Source organism: Myxococcus sp. CA056 (genome assembly GCF_013336715.1).
Classification (GTDB): domain Bacteria; phylum Myxococcota; class Myxococcia; order Myxococcales; family Myxococcaceae; genus Myxococcus; species Myxococcus llanfairpwllgwyngyllgogerychwyrndrobwllllantysiliogogogochensis.
The window spans coordinates 550,209-566,325 of record NZ_JABUMT010000001.1; the positions used below are offsets into that span (position 1 = coordinate 550,209).

Consider the following 16,117-nt stretch of genomic DNA (forward strand, 5'->3'; position numbering starts at 1 on the left):
CCCTCCCGAAGCTCTCACAACTTGGGCGCGAGGACGATTTCGATGCGCCGGTTCAGGCTGCGGTTTTCCGGCGAATCATTGGCGGCGATCGGCTGGTACTGGCCGTACCCCGCCGCCGACAACGTCGTCGGGTCGACACCCGCGTCCTGGAGCGCCCGAACCACCGCCATGGCCCGCGCCAGGCTCAGCTCCCAGTTGGTGGGGAACTGACCGCCGCCCGTGGGCACGTCATCCGTGTGGCCCTCCACGCGGACAATCTTCCCCTGCACCGTCTTGAGCGCGTCGGCGATCTTGTTCAGCGCCGCCACGCCCTCCTTACCCACCCGCGCGGAGCCGGAGGCGAAGAGAATCTTGTCCTTGAGCTGCACCGTCATGCGGCCCTTGAGCTCGGACAGCTCGATTTTGCCTTCCGAAATCTCCGACTTGAGGCTCTGCGCCAGGTTCTCGTACTCGGAGCTCTTCTTCTCCAGCTCCTCCTTCGCCTGCGCCAGTTTCTTGGAGTTGCGCGCCAGCTCGTCATTGAGCGCGGCCAGCTGCGCGTTCTGCTCCTGCAACGCGCGGCGCTCGGCGGCGCCCGCCGTGAGGCGAGACTCGGAGGTGGTCAGCCGCGTCTCCAGCGCTGTCTTCTCCTGCTCCAGCGCGGCGATCTTCTCCTCCAACTCCTTCACCTTGGCCTCGGCGGCCTCGCGAGCACCCTTCTCGTCGGTGAGTCCCTTGGTGAGCTGCTCCGCCTCCAGGGCCTTCGCGTCGAACTTGCCCTGCGAAACGCATCCCGTGGAGAGCGCGACGAATGCCGCCAGAATCAGCCGTGTCCGCATATGTATGGGTTCTCCCGACAACGATGGTTGGAGCACCACCTTACTGCTCGGGAGCGCCAAGGTCAGGAAGAACCCACACGGGCATTTCGCCAGCCCGGCGCCCTGGCGGGTGGGCCAGGGGGGCCACAGCGGCGCGGACCCTCAGCGCGGGAAGATGGGGTGCACGTCCAGCCAGACGGAGAAGAGCGCGTCGGCGAACGTCTTGCCGGGGATGAAGACGCCGCCGCTGGCCGCGCCGCCGATCTCCAGTCCGCCCCCGGGCGTGTAGGTGATGATGAGGTCCCCGCCCTTCTCCACGTCACGCATGGAGTCGAGCATGACGCCCAGCTGCTGGGACAAGGGCCCCTCGCGCAGCTCCGCGCTGCGGTTCAGGCCGTTGCGGAGGCTGTCCACGAGCTGCGAGCGGGTGATGTCGCGCAGGAAGCGGAAGTGCAGCCGCTTCACGGAGTTGGAGGCGATGGCCTCCGACGCGCTGCGTGGGCGGTCCTCCAGATAGAGGCTCCACACGTAGACCTTGAAGATGAAGCGCTTGTGCAGCTCCATGTGGGCGAGCTCCACCGTGCGCCCCTGGAGCGTCATCGAGTCCGGCATGCGGACCCCGCCCACCTGCTTCTGTCCTGCCTGCGCCACGCCCGTCGCCAGAACCAACCCCAGCACGAGCCACTGCGCGCTCTTCCGCCACGCCTGCTCTCTCATGCGTCCGACCCCCGCCCCGTCCGAGTACGGTGCCGGGATAGGTGCACACGCCCCCGCCTCACCGCCAGCAGATCCGTCCGTGCCCCTGTGGTCTGGTGGACGGAGAAGACCGCCGGTGAGTCCCAGCCCACGCCCGGTGTCAAACCCACGGAGGGACCGCCGGGGCACCAGGTCGGGAGCAGGAGGGGGATGTCGGGGTGATTCAGGGCCATGACGCTCGTTGGAGAACATACCAGTGCTCTCCGACGTGCGGGGCAGCAGGCTTCATGACAGGTCGGGTTCCGGGCATCCGGGCCGGCCAGGCGGGGGGTCAGGGGGTGCCAGCGCGGGTGCGCTCGAGCAGGGCGCCGGCCCAGGTGAGGCCGCTGCCGACGACGCTGAGCACCACCGCGTCGCCCAGGGAGGAGTCGTCCCAGTGCTCGCTCAGCACGCCTGGAGCCCCGGCCGCGCCGGTGTTGCCCCGGAGGTGGACGTTGAAGCGGTGGCGGGACTCGGGCACCTCGCAGCGGCGCTGGACGGCCTCCAGCATGCGCAGGTTGGCTTGGTGGCCAATGAAGGTGACGTCCTCGTTGCCCTTGCCGGGGTGCTGGGCCAGGTAGTGGGCGCGCAAATCCAGGAACGTCTCGCCCGCGCGGCGGATGGCGAACTTTTGCACCTCCGCGCCGTGCTGGGTGAAGTGGCCGATGCGCGGCACCCGCACCTTGTCCGCGCCCGACGGGTCTCCCGCCAGCCGCGTCTCGGTGATTCGCCACCGCCCGGGCACGCGAGGAGAGAGCACCGCCGCCGCCGAGCCGTCCCCCCACAACACCGCGCTGGAGCGGTCCGTGTAGTCGACGACGCGCGTGGAGTTGTCCATGTTCACCACGAGCACGTACTCCGGCAGGCGCTCCGGCCGCATGCCCGTGAGGAAGTGCAGCTGCGTGCAGAACGAGGAGCAGGCGCTCTGGAGGTCCACCGCCGGAGCGTCGATGCCCAGCACCTGCGCCACGCGGTTGGACTCGGCGGGGATGCACTCGTCCGGGCTGCAGCCGCCCGCGACGACGAGGCCGATGTCGGACGGCTTCAGCCCCGCGCGCTCGAGCGCCATCCGCGCCGCCCGCGCCCCGGTCTCCGCGTTGCTGAAGAGGGCCGCTTCCTGCGCGGCCCGCACGTCCCGGTTGCGAGTCTCCCGCAGGTACTCCAGCGGCAGCACCGTGTGACGGGAGCGGATGCCCACCCGCTCCAGAATCCACGCGTCCGAGGTCTCGAGCCCCAGCTCCTCGAGGAAGGCGTTGGTCAGGAGGTTGGGCGGATGGAAGTGGCCGAGCGCGTGCAGGAACATGTGAACCCTCTAACCACGAACCCTGCCCATTCTCTGTCAGCGCCCTGTCACGCCTTCGCCACTCCGCGGAGCAACCAACCACTCATGCGGCGCGCCGGACCATTCCCGTCACGCCTTCGCCACGAAGCTGACGCGCTGTGTCGTCACTTCTTCGGCGGTGGAGGCAGTACCTTGGTGGTGAGCACGAGGCGCGAGTCGCCCTTGCCCGTGACGCGCATGCCCAGCTCGAACAGCTCCGGAGTCGGGGTGAGCTTCAGGGGCCCGGCCATGGAGAAGCTGGTGAGCACGGTGCCGGCGGCCAGGATGTTCATCGTTCCCTGGTAGGTGACGGACATCGCCACGGGGCTCTCCTCGTCCGCGGGGACCTCCAGCGTGGTGGACACCGTGAAGACGCCCACGGGCCCGCGCGCCTCGTGGCGAATCTCCGAGAGCTGGATGCGGGTGTCCTTGAACACCACCCCGTCGTCGCCGCCGCCTTTCTGGAGGCTGTCCTGGAACGCCTTGGCGACGCGCTCCACGCTGTCGCCAATCTTGAGCGGCGCTTCGGGGAAGGCGGCGACGATGGGGTCCTCCTCGCCCAGCCCTTCCAGGTCCGAGACCACCATCTCCCGCACCTGCTTCGTCACGGCCATGCCATCGAGGTCCGTCACCGCGATGCGCCCCTTCTTGAACTCCCCCAGGTAGCTCTTGCCGCTGACGGCGGCCACCTCGCGCGTCTCCTTGCCGTTGCCGTCCTTCGTCACGTCCTGCACTTCGCCGTAGGCAATCTTCCGCTGGGTGACGATGCGCCCCTTCGCCGCGAGCGTGGTGAGGACCTGGTTCTGGACCATCGCGCTCTTCAGCGAGATGGACTCCGGCTCCATCTCCGGCGCGGTGACGGAGAACTCCTGCGTCATCTCCATGCGAAGCCGCTGCTCCTCGGACTCCCCCACCACGGCGTCCTTCTTGGTGAAGCGAATCGTCCGGCCCTGCTCGTCCCCTTCGCCCTTCACCTCGTCGCCCTGGGCTCCCAGCGAAACGGACGACAGCGACATCACCGCGACAACGACCCACGACCACATTCGGCGCATTTGTTCCCCTCTCGCCGCAATCCTTTCATGTGCTTGCCGCCACCGTCAGCCCTGAAACCGCAGAGCGAAACGCGGCGCTGACAGGCATTGGCGCTCTCATGGGCGATGTAGAGTGCCGCGCATGAGCGCGACGGCTACGTCCCGGGTCCACTTCCGTACGTGCAACCTGTGCGAGGCCATGTGCGGCCTGCGCATCGAGCTGGAGGGCGAGAAAATCACCGCCATCCGAGGAGACGACGAGGACCCGTTCAGTCGGGGCCACGTGTGTCCCAAGGCGCTGGCGCTGAAGGACTTGCATGAGGACCCGGACCGGCTGCGCCATCCGATGCGGCGCACGGCGACGGGCTGGGAGCGCGTGTCGTGGGATGACGCGCTCGACGAGGCGGCGAAACGAATCCACGCCGTGCAGAAGGAGCACGGCCGCGACGCGGTGGCCTCGTACCTGGGCAACCCCAACGTGCACAACCTGGGCAACATGGTGTTCGGCCCGGAGCTGGTGCGCGCGTTGCGCTCACGCAACCGCTTCTCCGCCACGTCGGTGGACCAGCTCCCCCACCAGCTCGTGTCGTACTTCATGTTCGGCCACCAGCTCCTCACGCCCATCCCGGACCTGGACCGCACACAGTACCTGCTCGTCATGGGCGCCAACCCGCTCGCGTCCAACGGCAGCCTGATGACGGCGCCCGACATCCGCGCCCGGCTGCGCGCGATTCAGCAGCGCGACGGCAAGCTCATCGTCGTGGACCCGCGCCGCACGGAGTCGGCCGCCATCGCCGACAGCCACATCTTCATCCGCCCCGGCACGGACGCGCTCGCGCTGCTGGCGCTGCTGCACGTCGTGCTCGTGGAGAACACGCCGCGCGCAAGCCACCTGGCCGCGCACCTGGAGGGCCTGGAGGCCGTGCGAGAGCTTGCGCGCGACTTCCCGCCGGAGCGGGTGGCGCCCCACACCGGAGTGCCCGCCGAAACGCTGCGCGGAATCGCCCGCGACTTCCTCTCCACCGAGCAGGCCGTCTGCTACGGGCGCATGGGCCTGTCCACGCAGCCGTTCGGCTCGCTGTGCCAGTGGCTCATCAACGTCCTCAACACGGTGACGGGCAACCTGGACCGTCAGGGCGGCGCCATGTTCACCCAGCCCGCGTTCGACGTCGTCGGCGGGCCCAAGCCGATGGCGCTCGGACGCGGCAGCTACGGCCGCTGGAAGAGCCGCGTGCGCGGACTTCCGGAGGTCGGCGGAGAGCTGCCCGCCGCCGTGCTCGCCGAGGAGATGCTCACCCCGGGCGAGGGCCGCATCCGCGCGCTCGTCACCATGGCCGGCAACCCCGTGCTCTCCACGCCCAACGGTCCGCAGTTGGAGCGTGCGCTGGAGGGCCTGGACTTCATGGTGAGCCTGGACCCGTACCTCAACGAGACGACGCGCCACGCAAACCTCATCCTCCCGCCCGTCTCCCCGCTGGAGCGCGGCCACTACGACGTGGCCTTCCACGTTCTGTCGGTGCGCAACACCGCCAAGTACTCGCCGCCCCTCTTCCAGCCCGGGCCGGAGGGACGTCAGGACTGGCAGGTCGTCCTGGCGCTCCAGCACCGCCTGGAGAACCTGCGCCGGGGCCGGCCCTCGCTGCGGCAGACCTTGAAGTACCAGGCCCTCACGCGGATGGGGCCGGAGCGGGTGCTGGATATCGGCCTGCGCATGGGGCCCTACGGTGCCCGCTTCCATCCGCTGCGCGACGGCCTGTCATTGGCGAAGCTGCGCGCGTCCCCGCACGGCGTGGACCTGGGCCCGCTCCAACCGTGTCTGCTCGGCCGGCTCCAGACGAAGGACCGGCGCATCCAGCTGGCGCCCGCGCCGCTGATGGCGGACGTGCGCCGCCTGCGGGAGACCTTCCCCGAGGGCGCCGCCTGTGAGCCGCGCGACGGAGAGCTGCTGCTCATCGGCCGGCGACACCTGCGCGACAACAACTCCTGGATGCACAACGTGGCGGGGCTGGTGAAGGGCAAGCCGCGCTGCACGCTGATGGTGCACCCGGAGGATGCCTCGCGGCTGGGCCTCGTCGACGGAGTGGCCGCCGTCGTCACCTCGCGCGTGGGTGAAGTGACGGTGCCGGTGGCGGTGACGGACGACGTCATGCGAGGCGTGGTGAGCCTGCCGCACGGCTACGGCCACCGCCGTCAGGGCACGGGCCAGCGCATCGCCGCCGAGCACGCGGGCATCAGCCAGAACGACCTGACGGATGACCGCGCCGTGGACCTGCTCAGCGGCAACGCCGCCTTCAACGGTACACCGGTGAAGGTGAAGCCGGCCGAGGCGCCGGGCGCACCCGCCACACCAGCGGCGTGAGCGCGCCGGCCGCGACGAAGACGAGCTGCACCAGATGGCTCAGCAGCGCCACCGACATGGCGCGCGCGGTGGTGGTGTCCAACACGCCCGCCGCCAGCGCGAAGGCGCCGTCGCTGACGCCCAGTTGCCCGGGCACCAATGAGCCCACCGCCAGCGCGCAGAGGTAGAGACCTTGCGAGAAGAGGGCCTGCACCAGCGACGTGTCGATGCCCACCGCGTGCGTCAGCACCGCGTACTGCGCCACCTGCAGCGTGCGGCTGCCCAGGAAGGCCAGCACGGGTCCCCAGGGCAGCAACGTGCCGTGACAGGCCGTCACGCGGAACTGCTCCGTGTGGTGGGCCCAGCGCTGGGAGCGGCGCGCCAGCCACGCACAGGGCTTGCGTGCGCGCATGCACGCGCGCAGGCCGGTGGAGGCCACCACCAGCACCACGCCATGGCCCAGCATGGCCAGGGTGAAGGCGGACCAGCCCGTCAGCAGGAAGGACGCCGCGGCGCAGGGAAAGGAGATGAGCCCTCCCGCCGCCAGCGAGGCCGCCTGCGACGTGGCCGCCGCCGCGGTGGCCGTGGCGCCGCCCATGTGAGGCGACAGCAGCGCCGCCTTGGTCGCCTCCGCCGCCGCGCGGCCCGCGGGCGCCATGCTGGACACCGCCGTGCCGATGAGCTGTGCGCGCGCCAGCACCTTCAGCGGGACGTGCTCTGCCCTGGCGCCATAGGAGGCGCGCGTCGCGAGCGCATCCATGCCCTGACGTCCCAGCTCCAGCAGCGCCACCCACGGCAGCCAGGGCGCGGCGGCCAGCAGCACCCCGCCCAGCTCCTGGGGCCCTGCCTTTCGCACCAGCAGCGCCAGCATCCCCAGTCCAGCCACCGCGAAGACGGGCCGCAGCAGCCCCGTCACCTTTCGTCGCCAGGACCCCGACACCGAAGGCACCGCCATCGCGGCATCCATCGGTCGGCCGAGGGTCATTTCCCCGCGCGCGTTGCTCACCGTCGCCTCCTCACCATCCCTGCGCCCCGAGTCACCGTGGAAGGTGGACAGCCCCCCACGGGATGGCGAGGGCCGTCCGCCGCACGGCGGCCACCTCCCTCTTCCCGAGTCAGCCGGTGGACATCCGAGCCTGGTCCCCCCACCCCGGAGCACCGGTTGCCCGAGCGACGCGGAGTGCGTGCTCGGCTCCGGCGCCGAAGGTCGCTAGGGTGAGGGCCCGATTTCCCGCGCGCACACGGAGCAACACATGAAAGCGGTCCGGTTTTCGAAGTTCGGGCACCCGTTGAAAGTGGTGGAGGTGGTGGAGGAGCCCGACGCGGAGCTGAAGTCGGGTGAGGTCCGCATCGAAGTGTTGGCCGCGCCCATCAATCCCTCGGACGTGCTCACCCTCTCCGGACAGTACGGCTCGCTGCCCAAGCTGCCGGCGGTGCCGGGCAACGAGGGCGTGGGCCGCGTGGTGGAGGTGAAGGACTCCTCGGCGGTGAAGGTGGGAGACGTCGTCTTCCTGCCGCTGGGCTCGGGGACATGGCGCACCCACCTGGTCGCCCCCGCCGAGGGACTGACGCCGGTGCCCAAGGGCACGGACGTGAAGCAGGCGTCCATGCTGTTCGTCAACCCGCCCACCGCGGACATCATGCTGCGCGAGTTCGTCACCCTCCAGTCCGGAGACTGGGTGCTCCAGAACGCGGCCAACTCCGCGGTGGGCCGCTACCTCATCACCCTGGCGAAGCAGGCTGGCTACAAGACGCTCAACGTCGTGCGCCGCGAGGAGCTGGCGCCGGAGCTGCTCGCGCTGGGCGCGGATGTCGTGCTCACGGACACGGACGATTTGCCGGAGCGGGTGCGCGCGGCGACGGGCGGCGCGAAGGTGCGGCTGGCCATCGATGGCGTGGGCGGCGACTCCACGCGGCGGCTCGGCGACTCGCTCGCCACCGGTGGCACGGTGGTCAACTACGGCGTCATGAGCGGCAAGGGCCCCAAGCTGTCGGCGGCGGCCACCATCTTCAAGGACGTCACCCTGCGCGGCTTCTGGCTGGTGCTGTGGTTGAAGCGCGCCGAGCGCGAGCACCAGCGCGAGACCTACGCCCGGCTGTCGAAGCTCCTGGCGGACGGCACGCTGAAGACGGCGGTGGAAGGCACCTTCTCGCTGGACGCCATCCAGGAAGCCCTGGCGCGCGCCATGGAAGGTGGACGGGGCGGCAAGGTGCTGCTCACGCCCAACGGTCCGGTTTGATTCCAACTCGCAGCCCTGAAAGGCACACGACGATGAAACGCGTGGAAGGCAAGGTGGCACTCATCACCGGCGCGGCGGGGGGCCTTGGCAGCGCGTCCGCGCGGATGCTGGCGCGCGAGGGCGCGAAGGTCGTGGTGACGGACCGCGCGAGCCAGGAGGCGCTCGGGCGCGAAGTGGCCGCGTCCCTGGGCGAGGGCAAGGGTCTGTTCCTCCCGCTGGACGTCACCCGCGAGGAGGACTGGATTCGCGCCATCGACACGACGCTGGAGCAGTTCGGCCGGCTGGACGTGCTCGTCAACAACGCTGGCCTGGGCATCCCCAAGGACGTGGAGAACCTCTCCCTGGAGGAGTGGCGGCTGGTGCACGCGGTCAACCTGGACGGCACGTTCCTGGGCTGCAAACACGGCATCCGCGCCATGCGCCAGTGTGGCGCCAGGGGCTCCATCATCAACATCTCCTCGCTGGCGGGCCTCATCGGCGTGCCCACCCTGCCCGCCTATGGCAGCGCCAAGGGCGCCGTGCGCATGTTCACCAAGTCGGTGGCGCTGCACTGCGCGCAGCAGGGCTACGGCATCCGCTGCAACTCCATCCACCCCACCTTCGTCGAGACGACCATGGTGAAGGCGCTGATGGAAGCCAGCGGGATGCCCGACAAGGCGCGCGAGGGCATGCGGCGCAGCATCCCCCTGGGGCACCTGGGCGAGCCGGACGACATCGCCCACGCCGTCGTGTACCTCGCGTCCGACGAGTCGAAGCTGATGACGGGCTCGGAGTTCGTCCTCGACGGCGGCTCCTCCGCGCAGTAGCGGAGGCTTCGAGCCGGGTGACTGGCGGCGCTCAGTTCCAGGGCGCCGTCAGCAGCTGCGCGAAGCGCACGCTCAGCTCCGGGCGCCGCATCATCGCTTGTATCCAGGCCTGCGCCTCCGTGCTCCAGTCGGCAATCGACAGGCCGCGCGCCTCGAAGACCTCCAGCGAGTTGCCACACACGCTCATCGCCTTGAGCACCCGCGCGTACTCCAGCAGCGTGCCCAGCGTCGCCCCGGGGAGGATGACCTCCGTGTCCAGGTCCTGTGCATCCACCCGGGGGCTGGACTGGAACCACCGCTCCGGGGACATGGGCGTTCCCATCTGGGCCACCGCGCTCATCAGCCGCGCGCGGTGCGCTTCCTGCTCCTGCCGGATGCGGTCGGCCTCGAGCTGGGCCAGCTCCATCTGCCGCTGCTGGTCCCTGCGTCGGGACTCCTCCACGCGCCGCCTCAGCTCGTCCTGGCGCCGACGCTCCTCCTCGTCCCGCCGACGCTCCAGGTACTCGCCCATCATCTTCACGTCGACGTGGATGTCCTCCAGCAGGTCCCGGTGGTAGCTGGACTCGGCCTCCGCGACGGGCGCCTCGCGCACGCGCCGCTCGAAGTCCGGGAGCCACGCCATGAAGCGCTCCACGTCGGGGATGAGGAAGTCGTGCCCCTGGCGCAGCGCATTGTTGAGCGGCGCGGACGCGGAGGACACCGCGTGCGAGGTGGAGCGCGGCCACGCATCCACCCGCGCCTCCGCGGCCGCCCAGACGAAGGGGAGCCGCTCGGCCAGCGTCTGGGCGGAGACGTCACCCAACAGCCACCCCACCAGCCCCGGGAGCTGGAGCTGCGAGTCCGCGCGCCACCACGTCTCGAAGGTGGCGATGGCGTCCGGCTCCGCCGCGAGCTGGCGCTCCCACAGCTCCTGTCGCCAGGGCGTGAAGGCGGCCAGCAGCTCCGCGCGCTCGCTGGGGTGGCACTGGAAGCGCAGCCACACGGCGTCGATGAGCTCCTCACGGCCGGAGATGCCGCTCCAGGAGCGCACCGCCTTCGCCAGCGGGGCCAGCACCGCCGCGCGCGCGGGCCGCTCCCACGCCGCCATCAGCAGCCGCGCCGAGCGGCCTCGCCCCAGCTCCGGCGCCAGGCGGTCCAGCCGCCCCGGCAGCGACACCAGCAGGTCCAGCAGCTCTTTCGCGCACGCGGCGTCCCGCGCCCACGAGTGCACCAGCGTCAGCTCCTCCACATCGCCCAGCGCGAGGAGGCTCGTGAAGGCGCCCGCCCTCACCAGCTCCGCGCGCTCGGAGGAGGGCGCGACGCGGAGCGCTCGAACGGCGGCGTCATGAAACGCGCGCGCGGCCGGCGTGGCCCGGGCCTCGCGCTCCTCGGTGGCCCACTCCAGCCACCGCATCACGTTGCGCGCGGGCCACGTGCCCAGCGTGTCGCGAGCCCACGCCCCCCAGCGGGCCTGGACCTCCGGTGACAGGCGCTCGAAGGGCATGTTGCGGGCCCAGGACTGCACCGCGTCCGCGAGCGCGTCCGGCTCCCGCGCGCTGACGGCGAGCACCGCGTCCAGCACCTCCAGCGTGGGCGGTGAAGGCAGTCGTCGCAGCACATCCCGGACGAAGGCCGCGTCTCCCGTCTCGCGGAGGCGCTCGAGCAGCGCCGACGAGCCGAGCGACGCCAGCGCCCCCCGCGCCTCCGTCACCACCTCCGCGTCCTCCGAGTCCAGGGCGGCGAGCAGCCCCGGCTCGTCCCGAAGCACGAGCGCGCACTCGAAGCGGAGGTCCTCGTCCGGAGAGCGCAGCCCCTCGCGCAGCGCGAAGAGCAGGTCCACTTCGGGCGGCTTGCCGGTGGCGCGCACCCAGGCCACCGCGGCGCGCGCGGTGTGCTCCGGGAAGCCCGCGAAGATGTCGCGCGCGTGGCGCTCGATGAACTCGCGCTGCTGCCGCTGCAACCGCGTGCGGCTCCACACCCGCCAGCGAGTCAGGGCAAGCGCGGCCTCCATCGCCGCGCGTCCCTCCTGGTACAGACAGGACAGGACGGTGGAGAACATGTCCCGCGTGTCCTGTCTCAGCTGGACCTTGGCGAGCGCCGCGAGCTGGCGGACCTCGGGAGCCTGGCTGCGCTGGAACATCGCCGCCAGAAAGTCCTCGTCATCCTCATCGGAGGAGGATTCAGGGATGGGCGGCTGGGTCCACGGGAGCTGTTCGGCCCAGCGGTCCTCGGCGTCCTCCGCGAAGTCCGGCAGCGTCAGGAAGGGCTGGCACTCGCGCACGTCCGCGACGACGCGCAGCACGTCCGCCCACCGCGCGGCGTACTGGGACTCCAACTGCCAGGACAGGGAGGGCTCCAGCGCCTCCAGTCGCCCCACCACCGAGAAGCGGTCCACGCCCGCGTGCAGCAGCATGCGCGCGGCGCCGTAGTGCTCGGGCGGCACCGGGCCGCACGCGCAGCTGGGACACCGGATGCCGGGCGTGTTGAAGCGGGTGCAGCCCGGACACCGCACCCGCGTGCCACGGAGGGCACCGTTCTCCCACGGAAGGGCCATGCCCCCTGTCTACAACGTCCCGGTGCCGCCGCGCCCGCCTGGACTCACCGGCTCAGGGAGGACACCCCCCATCCGGCCGGATGAGCAGGGCATACAGCCGCCGGACCCCGCTGTTGTCCTCGGCGGTGAAGAACGCATGGTCCTGGGAGCGCGTGAAACTCCTCGGGTTGGAGGAGAGCGGCCCGGGCGCGATTTCCGTCAGGGACACCGTGGAGATGCGCACCCCGTCGCCCACCCACGGCTCCGCGCCCCGGTTGCGAATGGACGCGCCGAAGAAGAGCAGGTCCTCGAGCGTCGTCAGCTCGCTCGGGAACGAGCTGCCCGCTCCGGCCTCCAGGTCTCCGAACAGGCGCGTGCGCTGCTCCGTGCCATCGCTGTCCCAGGGCTCCACGCCATAGACGCCGTCATTCGCGGCGAAGAAGAGCTGGTTGCCCAGCACCGCGAAGTGCTCGGGATACGAGCCCTCGGGTCCCGGGCGGATGTCCTCCACCCGCGTGGTGCCCGCGGGGGTTCCATCGCTGCGCCACAGCTCCATGTCCTCGATGGCCATGTGCGGTGAGGCGCTGAACAGCAACTTCCCGTCCACTCCCGCCAGCTCGCCCATCATCCCGAACTGACCCAGCATCACCGGAGTCGCGCCCGCGTCCGTCACCATCAACGTCCCGCTCCCGCCGTGGGAGCCGCCACCTCCGTGCACGCCGCCCTCGACGAAGTACAGCTTGCGGCCCACGGGCGTCAGCGGACTCGGGATGCCCTGGTCGCTCGGCGTGCGGAACACCTCCACGGCGCCGGGGCCGCCCTCCGAGCGCATCAGCAACGTGAAGGTGCTGAGCGCCGAGCGCAGGAAATACAGCGCGCCATCTCCCCCCTGGGTGAGCTGGGACGGAGACGAGTCCTCGATCCCCACCTCCAGGTCCTCCACCATGAAAGTGCCCGCGGACGTCCCGTCGCTGCGCCACAGCTCGCGCCCGTGCATCGGGTCTCCCGCCGTGAAGTAGAGCAGCCCCTTGAACGCGAACAGCTCGGTCGGAAACGAGCCCACCGCGCCGGGCCAGATGTCCTTCACGCGTCGGGTGCCGTCCGCGGTGCCATCCGTCGCGAACAGCTCCCGCCCCGCCACCGGGTCCGTGGCGGCGAAGAACACCTGCGTCCCCACCCGCGTGAACCACCGGGGGTCCGAACTCCCGCTTCCGACAACGAGGTCCTTCAGCAGTCGGGTCCCCGCTCCCGGCACGCCGTTGCTCACCCACGGCTCGCGACCTCGCACGCCGTCGTCCACACTGAACACCATGCCCACGGGGCTTGCGGCCATGGGTGGCAAGTACGGTGTCTCCTCGACCGCCGTGACACCCAATGACACGGCGGTCCGCGAGCAGGCCTCCCAGTTGCTCACGAGCGGGGACTCGGCCTCCCCCACCGGCTCCGACGAGCCCGGAGCGGAGGAACAACTCGCGAGCAGACACACCATCCCCAGGAAACGACGCCGGTACCTCATCGGGACTTCTCCTCCATCCGCGCGAGCCGACCGCGGGCGCCCTTTGAGGACACCGACGTCGAGACCTCCGCGCGAGCGTGAGACGAAGCCAATTCGCGCCGCGAGACAACGACCCTCCGGTGGGGGCGCCACGTCGCCCAAGCGGCACTGTTCGAGACGCGAGAACAGCTATGCACTTTGCGCCGCGCCCCTACGTTCTGCCTCCGCCATTGGAAAGCACTCACCGGAGCGCTCATGAAGCCCATCGGCCTCACCCTCTCGCCACGCGCGCATGCGGTCTGGTTCCTCGGCCTCGTGCTGCTGGCGACTTCAGCCCGCGCGCAGACCCCCGCGCAGGTCGGTCGCTGGTCCAGTGTCATGAACTGGCCCATCACCGCCACCCACCTGAGTCTGCTTCCCGACGGCAAGGTGATGTTCTTCGGCGAGTTCGAGGAGGGCGACCTGCCTCCCATGCGCTGGGACCCCACCACGGGGGCGCTCTCCACGTTTGCCTCCCCCGGCTACAACATCTTCTGCTCAGGCCACTCCTTCCTCTCGAACGGGAAGATGCTCGTCTCGGGGGGACACATCGCGAGCCACGTGGGGCTCGATGACGCGAGCCTCTTCGACTTCGCCACCAACACCTGGACGCGCCTGCCGGACATGAACAACGGGCGCTGGTACCCCACCAACACGACCCTCTCCAACGGAGACGTGGTGGTCACCTCCGGAGAAATCGCGGGGCCCGGCGACATCAACCAGATTCCCCAGCGCTTCATCGCGGGCACCAGCACCTGGAGGACGCTGACCAGCGCGCAGAAGAACTTCCCCTACTACCCGAAGATGTTCCTCGCACCCAACGGGCGGCTCTTCTACGCGGGCTCCCTGCGCCTCTCGCTGTGGTTGGACCCCAACGGCAATGGCGCCTGGACCAACGGGCCGCAGAGCCTCTTCGGCGGCCGCAACTACGGCCCCGCCGTGTACATGGACGGCAAGGTGCTCATCATCGGCGGCAGCGAGCCGCCCACCGCCACCATGGAACAGATAGACCTCACCGCCGCCACGCCCGCCTGGCAGTACCGGGCCGCGATGAGCATCCGACGACGCCAGCACAACGCGGTGCTCCTGCCGGACGGCACCGTGCTCGTCCTCGGTGGCAGCAGCGGTCCCGGCTTCGACTCGGCCGACTTCCCCGTCTATCACGCGGAGGTCTACAACCCGGCCACCAACACCTGGACCTCGCTGGCGAGCAACGTCCGCTACCGCGGCTATCACTCCACCGCCCTGCTGCTGCCGGACGGACGCGTGCTGTCCGCGGGAGGACGGCTCGAGCGCACCGCGGAAATCTACTCTCCGCCCTATCTCTTCAAGGGCGCGCGCCCCGTCGTCACCGCGGCCCCCACCACCGCCCTGCCGGCGAGCACCTTCACCATCACCACGCCCGACGCGGCCAACATCTCCCGCGTGTCCCTCATCGCGCTCAGCTCGGTGACGCACACGTTCGACATGAACCAGCGGCTGCTCACGCTCAACTTCACACGCAACACGGGCAGTCTCACCGTCACCACGCCCGCCAACCGCAACCTCGCGCCGCCCGGCTACTACCAGCTCTTCATCGTGAACAACGCGGGCGTGCCCTCGTATGGCCGCAGGCTGCGCATCCCTCCGCCCTGATTCATGGAAGGATGCACATCGCATGAAGAGCGACTGCCCCATCTGCCCACAACCTGCCCCCACGCTGCGCGTCATCGACCTGCGCGGTGTCTCCGTAGACACCTGCACCCGCTGTCACGGCCACTGGCTGGACGCGGGTGAGTTGGAACGGCTGGCACCGGGATGGAGGACGGAGGCCGTCCAGGCGGCCCTGCCGACGGCGACCCGGCGGTGTCGTCACACGCGACACCATGTTTCAGTGACACATGAGCTGTGCGGGCTGTGTGGCGCACCCGCCGCGCGCTGTCCGTCCTGCGCGGAGTTCCTCTCCCAGGTCCGCACGGAGGTGTGCTCCGTCGACCTGTGTGGGAGCTGCCATGGCCTGTGGCTGGATGCGAATGAACTCAAGGCGTTGATCGACTGGCACCAGCGCTCCAAGCGTTCACTCGTGGTGGGTGCGGCGGTGGTGGGCACGGCGGCGGCAGCGGCTGCCGCGGCGGCGGCGCTGTCCCAGGTGACGGCGGGCAGCCCCGAGCGCTCCCGGGCCGCCGAGGTCCTGACGGCCTCACTGGAGCGGGCGGGAGACGCGGCGGACGTGGTGGAAGTCGGAGAGATGCTGGTCGTCACGGTGGAGGCGGCCAGCGAGGGCCTGGGCTCCGCCGCCGGGGCGGCCGTGGAGGGAGCGAATGTGGTGGGAGAAGCGGTGGGTGGGTTGCTGGAGGTGGTGGCGGGGTTGTTCCATTGACCCACCTGCACATGGCTTCTGAATCCCCTATGCTCGTGACAGGCCCGTGAGACCCGCCGGATTGTGACGGGGGGAGTGCCGAAGATGAGCCAAGTGAGCACGAAGAGCATTCCAGCGGATGACCGTCGTCTGTTTCCCCGTCTCCAGGCGCCGCTGTATGCGCGCCCGGCCCGGCTGAAATTCGGCGACAAGCGGCAGGTGCTCGACGCGAGCCTGGGAGGCGTGCGCATCTACTCCGACGAGCAGTACGCCGAGGGCGCCCAGCTCGAGGTGGACCTGTTTCCGGGAGACGGCTCCACGCTGGAATGTCGCGCGCGCGTGGCGTGGCTGCGCAAGCTCCCCAAGGACGCGGTGGCCCGGTTCGAAGTAGGCCTCGCGTTCACGGACGTCTCCCCGGAGACGCTGGAGCGTCTCAAGTCCGTGCTCGTCGCCGAAGAAGACTGA

At 70.2% G+C, this 16,117-nt stretch carries 13 protein-coding genes; 6 read left to right on the forward strand and 7 right to left on the reverse strand.

The window, feature by feature from the left end:
- Nucleotides 1-14: 14 nt before the first annotated feature.
- The 4 genes from HUA76_RS02205 to HUA76_RS02220 form a co-directional block, all read right to left on the reverse strand.
- On the reverse strand, nucleotides 15-818 hold the full coding sequence (locus tag HUA76_RS02205) for an OmpA family protein (RefSeq protein ID WP_141640983.1): 804 nt from the start codon (nucleotides 816-818) through the stop codon (nucleotides 15-17).
- 141 nt (nucleotides 819-959) lie between these two features.
- On the reverse strand, nucleotides 960-1,514 hold the full coding sequence (locus tag HUA76_RS02210; RefSeq protein WP_141640984.1) for a chalcone isomerase family protein: 555 nt from the start codon (nucleotides 1,512-1,514) through the stop codon (nucleotides 960-962).
- A gap of 310 nt (nucleotides 1,515-1,824) precedes the next feature.
- The gene (locus HUA76_RS02215) at nucleotides 1,825-2,835 is read right to left on the reverse strand and encodes a 3-oxoacyl-ACP synthase III family protein (protein WP_174459861.1); all 1,011 of its coding nucleotides are present in this window, start codon (nucleotides 2,833-2,835) and stop codon (nucleotides 1,825-1,827) included.
- Between the two features lie 143 nt (nucleotides 2,836-2,978).
- Nucleotides 2,979-3,905 (reverse strand): hypothetical protein, encoded by a 927-nt coding sequence (locus HUA76_RS02220; protein ID WP_174459862.1) that lies wholly within the window; start codon nucleotides 3,903-3,905, stop codon nucleotides 2,979-2,981.
- Between the two features lie 121 nt (nucleotides 3,906-4,026).
- Here HUA76_RS02220 and HUA76_RS02225 point away from each other — a divergent pair, with 121 nt between their 5' ends.
- Complete coding sequence (locus tag HUA76_RS02225) at nucleotides 4,027-6,243, forward strand: molybdopterin oxidoreductase family protein (protein WP_174459863.1); 2,217 nt, start codon at nucleotides 4,027-4,029, stop codon at nucleotides 6,241-6,243.
- On the opposite strand, the gene HUA76_RS02230 is transcribed toward HUA76_RS02225, so the two are convergent.
- Nucleotides 6,176-7,228, reverse strand: coding sequence for a lysylphosphatidylglycerol synthase domain-containing protein (locus HUA76_RS02230; protein WP_246136971.1), 1,053 nt, complete (start codon nucleotides 7,226-7,228; stop codon nucleotides 6,176-6,178). The genes HUA76_RS02225 and HUA76_RS02230 overlap by 68 nt on opposite strands.
- 247 nt (nucleotides 7,229-7,475) lie before the next feature.
- Here HUA76_RS02230 and HUA76_RS46200 point away from each other — a divergent pair, with 247 nt between their 5' ends.
- Nucleotides 7,476-8,462, forward strand: coding sequence for a zinc-dependent alcohol dehydrogenase family protein (locus HUA76_RS46200; RefSeq protein WP_174457317.1), 987 nt, complete (start codon nucleotides 7,476-7,478; stop codon nucleotides 8,460-8,462).
- 32 nt (nucleotides 8,463-8,494) lie between these two features.
- Complete coding sequence (locus tag HUA76_RS02240; protein WP_174457318.1) at nucleotides 8,495-9,268, forward strand: glucose 1-dehydrogenase; 774 nt, start codon at nucleotides 8,495-8,497, stop codon at nucleotides 9,266-9,268.
- Nucleotides 9,269-9,299: 31 nt separating this feature from the next.
- On the opposite strand, the gene HUA76_RS02245 is transcribed toward HUA76_RS02240, so the two are convergent.
- Nucleotides 9,300-11,801 carry a hypothetical protein gene (locus tag HUA76_RS02245; protein ID WP_174459864.1) on the reverse strand — a complete coding sequence of 834 codons (2,502 nt, stop codon included), beginning with the start codon at nucleotides 11,799-11,801 and terminating at the stop codon, nucleotides 9,300-9,302.
- A 52-nt stretch (nucleotides 11,802-11,853) separates the two neighbouring features.
- Nucleotides 11,854-13,296 (reverse strand): ELWxxDGT repeat protein, encoded by a 1,443-nt coding sequence (locus HUA76_RS02250; protein WP_174459865.1) that lies wholly within the window; start codon nucleotides 13,294-13,296, stop codon nucleotides 11,854-11,856.
- A gap of 234 nt (nucleotides 13,297-13,530) precedes the next feature.
- Between HUA76_RS02250 and HUA76_RS02255 the strand changes: the two genes are divergently transcribed.
- The 3 genes from HUA76_RS02255 (at nucleotide 13,531) to HUA76_RS02265 (ending at nucleotide 16,117) form a co-directional block, all read left to right on the forward strand.
- On the forward strand, nucleotides 13,531-14,949 hold the full coding sequence (locus HUA76_RS02255; protein WP_174457321.1) for a galactose oxidase-like domain-containing protein: 1,419 nt from the start codon (nucleotides 13,531-13,533) through the stop codon (nucleotides 14,947-14,949).
- Nucleotides 14,950-14,971: 22 nt separating this feature from the next.
- Nucleotides 14,972-15,673: a zf-TFIIB domain-containing protein gene (locus HUA76_RS02260; protein WP_174459866.1), complete on the forward strand. Its 702-nt coding sequence runs from the start codon at nucleotides 14,972-14,974 to the stop codon at nucleotides 15,671-15,673.
- A gap of 84 nt (nucleotides 15,674-15,757) precedes the next feature.
- On the forward strand, nucleotides 15,758-16,117 hold the full coding sequence (locus HUA76_RS02265) for a PilZ domain-containing protein (RefSeq protein WP_141640994.1): 360 nt from the start codon (nucleotides 15,758-15,760) through the stop codon (nucleotides 16,115-16,117).

What these genes read in the sequence shown, in the direction of transcription:
- HUA76_RS02210 (WP_141640984.1), bottom strand. Translation starts at nt 1,514, where the DNA reads ATGAGAGAGCAGGCGTGGCGGAAGAGCGCGCAGTGGCTCGTGCTGGGG.
- HUA76_RS02205 (WP_141640983.1), bottom strand. Translation starts at nt 818, where the DNA reads ATGCGGACACGGCTGATTCTGGCGGCATTCGTCGCGCTCTCCACGGGA.
- HUA76_RS02220 (WP_174459862.1), bottom strand. Translation starts at nt 3,905, where the DNA reads ATGCGCCGAATGTGGTCGTGGGTCGTTGTCGCGGTGATGTCGCTGTCG.
- HUA76_RS02260 (WP_174459866.1), top strand. Translation starts at nt 14,972, where the DNA reads ATGAAGAGCGACTGCCCCATCTGCCCACAACCTGCCCCCACGCTGCGC.
- HUA76_RS02250 (WP_174459865.1), bottom strand. Translation starts at nt 13,296, where the DNA reads ATGAGGTACCGGCGTCGTTTCCTGGGGATGGTGTGTCTGCTCGCGAGT.
- HUA76_RS02215 (WP_174459861.1), bottom strand. Translation starts at nt 2,835, where the DNA reads ATGTTCCTGCACGCGCTCGGCCACTTCCATCCGCCCAACCTCCTGACC.
- HUA76_RS02255 (WP_174457321.1), top strand. Translation starts at nt 13,531, where the DNA reads ATGAAGCCCATCGGCCTCACCCTCTCGCCACGCGCGCATGCGGTCTGG.
- HUA76_RS02225 (WP_174459863.1), top strand. Translation starts at nt 4,027, where the DNA reads ATGAGCGCGACGGCTACGTCCCGGGTCCACTTCCGTACGTGCAACCTG.
- HUA76_RS46200 (WP_174457317.1), top strand. Translation starts at nt 7,476, where the DNA reads ATGAAAGCGGTCCGGTTTTCGAAGTTCGGGCACCCGTTGAAAGTGGTG.
- HUA76_RS02245 (WP_174459864.1), bottom strand. Translation starts at nt 11,801, where the DNA reads ATGGCCCTTCCGTGGGAGAACGGTGCCCTCCGTGGCACGCGGGTGCGG.
- HUA76_RS02265 (WP_141640994.1), top strand. Translation starts at nt 15,758, where the DNA reads ATGAGCCAAGTGAGCACGAAGAGCATTCCAGCGGATGACCGTCGTCTG.
- HUA76_RS02240 (WP_174457318.1), top strand. Translation starts at nt 8,495, where the DNA reads ATGAAACGCGTGGAAGGCAAGGTGGCACTCATCACCGGCGCGGCGGGG.